Raw genomic sequence first — 3438 nt, forward strand, 5'->3', positions numbered from 1 at the left:
TGGTGGCAGACAGCGTGTTGGTGCCGGCCGCCTGGTTGCTGCACACCGGGAAGGCCACCGCGTCACCGCAGTCCTCGGTCAGCTCGGAAATATGGCGCACCGTCCAGTTGGCGCTCCAGTTGTCCAGCGTCCACCCCAGTGACAGATTGCTGGTCCACTCGGGAATGGAACTATCGGCCACTTCGATGCCCGGCCCCTGCGGCTGCTTCTGCCCGGCCGCGCCGGTGGCTTCGTAGCGGCCCACGAAGGTATTCTGCCAGCCGATCTTGAACTGGCCCGCCGCACTCTGCGGCAGCGTCCAGTGCAGGTCCACATCCCAGCCATCGGTCTTGATCGAACCCAGGTTGGTCAGCCGGTTGTTGAACCCGTTGATGCCACCGGTACTGGCGCGGGTAATACCGTCGCAGTACAGGGGGTCCAGCGTGTCCACGCACAGGTCCAGCTGGGTCTGTGCGTTGATGGCCTGGATCGCGCCATCGATGGTGTGCCGGTAGAACGTCACATCCACGTCGAAACGCTCCGACCAGGCGGTGTTGTTGCCGAACCATGGGCTCCACACGAAGCCGGCGCTGAAGCTGCGCGAGCGCTCCGGGTCCAGCGCGCGGTTGCCGCCGGTGGTGACCGATATCTGCGAGTTGGCCTGCTGGAAGCCGGTGGGTACGCCCAGCGCAGCACAGTTGGCGGCGCTGCCTCGAGGCGCCGTGCCGCCCAGACCGATCGAGCACGGATCGAAGATCTGCAGGTCGGCACGTGCGGCCGAGCCGTACAGCTCACCGATCGACGGCGCACGGAAGCCTTCGGCATAGGTCGTGCGCAGCACGAAGTCGTTGGTCACCTGCCAGCGCAGGCCGTACTTGGGTGTGAACTCGCCGCCAAAGGTCGAGTAATCCGAATAGCGCCCGGCCAGGCTCAGGTCCAGCTTGCCGCCATGGGAGGGCGCGGCAAACAGCGGGACGTTCAATTCCAGATAGGCTTCATTGACGTCATAGGAGCCGGACGTCGGCTGCGATGGCACGCCGTTGTAGTGGCCGATCACCGTCAGCGGATCGGGCTGGTACCAGCCTTCATATTTGCGATGCTCCAGGCCGGTCGCGAAGGACACCGCGCCGGCCGGCAGGTTGAACAGCTCGCTGGACAGATTGGCGGTGAACAGGGTCAGCTCGTTCTGGCTGCGGTCGCGCACCACCGGCTGGATCCACTGCAGCATCTCCGGGGTGATCGAACCGGCGCCGCCGAAGATGTCCAGGGGCACGCAGCCTGCCGTGGCGGCACAGAGTGCAGGGTCGCCCAGCGCCAGATTGATGTTGTAGATGTTGTAGCTGCCGTAGTTGGTCTGGGTGGCCTTGTTCTTGCTGTACATGCCATTGACGTCCCAGTACCACTGGCGGTCGGCCGCCTGGAAACTGCCCTCCAGGCCGGTGGCCACGTACTGCGTATCCACCTTCTGCTCAAACACGCGCGCGCCGCCTTCCACCGGGCGACGGCCGATCATGATGAGGTTGTCCGACGAGTCCAGGGTGAAGCCGAACGGGTTGTACGGGTTCAATGCGGAGATGACGATGTTGTCCGCCAGCGGATTGCCGGTGCCAGCCTCGGGACCGAAGAACAGCGGTTCCGGCGCGGCCTGGTTGGTCGACTCGCGGCGGTTGCCCAGCGCCTTCACATACCACTGCACGTTGTCGCTGACGTCGAAGCGGAACTGCCCGAAGATGCCTTTGCGCTCGGACGGCGTCAGCACCATGTTGTATTCGGCGAAGTTGAAGCGATCGGCGGTACCGAAACAATGATAGCCGTCGGTGCGGACACAGCCATCGCCACCGTCATAGGTCGGGCGTGTTCCCGCGTTGGGCGTGAGGTCGTGGGTGATGCCGGTATTGGGGTCGGTAAAGATGAAGCGGCCGTCCGGCGTGGCCGAGCTGCCCAGCGCCAGGCCGGTGCCGGGCACGGGGAAGCGCGACTGCGCGCGATCACGTGCATACACCGGGTCCTGCTTGGTCCAGCTGCCGCCCACGAACAGGCTGTAGCGATCACCCCGCGTGCCCCATGCCAGGTCCACGCCCTTCTGCGTACCATCGCCCTTGCTGTACTCGCCGTAGTTCAGTGTCACCTGGCCGCCATCGAAATCACGGCGGGTGATGATGTTGACCACGCCGGCAATGGCATCGGAGCCGTACAGCGAGGAGGCCCCGTCTTCGAGCACCTCGATGCGTTCAACAATTGCCAGCGGAATGGTGTTCAGATCGGTCGCCGCCCCCACGCCCGAGGCGGAAGACTCATTGACCCAACGGATGCCATCGACCAGCACCAGCACGCGCTTGGCACCCAGGTGGCGCAGATCGACCTGCGCCGAACCCGCACCGACGCCACTGCCATCGGGTGGGAAGCCGAAGTTGCCGGATGAGTTGAACTTGGCGTTCAACGCTGAACCGGAACCGGTGAGCTGCTGCAGCACTTCACCGATGGAGTTCAGGCCGGTGCGTTCGATCTCGCTGCGGGTGAGGGTCTGGATCGGCACCTGGCCTTCCACCTCAGCCCGCTTGATGCGCGTGCCGGTCACTTCCACGGCATCCAGCGTCGTGGCGGTCTGCGCCATTGCGGGCAGTGGGGCCAGGGCGGTCACGCACAGGGCAACAGCAACCGCCAACGGGCGGTGATGCAGGTGATTCATTCGCTCTCTCTCCAAAGGAATGTCGGGACATGGACTGCCGCGCCCCCCTGCAATGGCGGCAGTGTCTCCTTTGTAAACAAGCGGTAAAAATATTTACGTGACCGGCGACACCATTTCACGCCGTTCTGATGAATGAATCATGCTTGTCCCACATGGATATCTAGGATTTATTTGAAATATGGAGTCCAAAGCGAATCTGAGCAGGGTCTGGGCAGAGACTCAAATCTCCGAAGCGTCATGCGAGGTCCTATCGTGAAAGCAATTACTGCCGCACTGCAGGCTGCAATCATCGCCCTGGCAACCCTCTCGTTCACGGGCGAAGCAAAAGCAGGTGGACTCATAGAATGCAACAACTGCGCATCTCCCAAATCCGTTGCGCTGCAGTCGGGGTCCGGGCTCACAGTAATAATTGACTTCGAGAAAGTGCAGCTCACCGCCTTCAATGTCGAGTACGATCGTGAACTGAGAAAATGGCGCGCCGTCTCCACACCGGTTCCCAGTCAGATCCAAATGGCGTTTCTACGAATCGTAGAGAGTGTGTCAAGCACCAATGACCAACCCGACCAAGCCTTTCCTAAAGCAGGCGGGGGCGCCGTCGTCCCCATGCATCCCGACAACCCAGGAAATTCAAACGGGATGCGATTTCCCGATGCTTACAAATCCTCAGACGCCTTTGAGATCGTCAACTCCGCAACCATGAGAACGCGACTGGGCCAGCTTAGACTCAACTTCCAAGTGCAACACTCGACAATCGCGTAGGCTGCAGGCAT

2 protein-coding genes are annotated in these 3438 nt (G+C 62.2%); one reads left to right on the forward strand and one right to left on the reverse strand.

Annotated features, from left to right (window positions below; translation table 11 throughout):
* Positions 1 to 2668 (reverse strand): TonB-dependent receptor plug domain-containing protein (locus tag ACQKDV_RS18840; RefSeq protein ID WP_427785765.1); only part of this gene is annotated, 2668 nt, incomplete at its 3' end.
* 252 nt (positions 2669 to 2920) lie between these two features.
* Between ACQKDV_RS18840 and ACQKDV_RS18845 the strand changes: the two genes are divergently transcribed.
* Positions 2921 to 3427: a hypothetical protein gene (locus ACQKDV_RS18845; RefSeq protein ID WP_427785766.1), complete on the forward strand. Its 507-nt coding sequence runs from the start codon at positions 2921 to 2923 to the stop codon at positions 3425 to 3427.
* The last annotated feature ends 11 nt before the right edge of the window (positions 3428 to 3438 follow it).

The sequence above is a fragment of the Stenotrophomonas sp. NPDC077659 genome (assembly GCF_050268705.1).
Taxonomy (GTDB): Bacteria; Pseudomonadota; Gammaproteobacteria; order Xanthomonadales; family Xanthomonadaceae; genus Stenotrophomonas.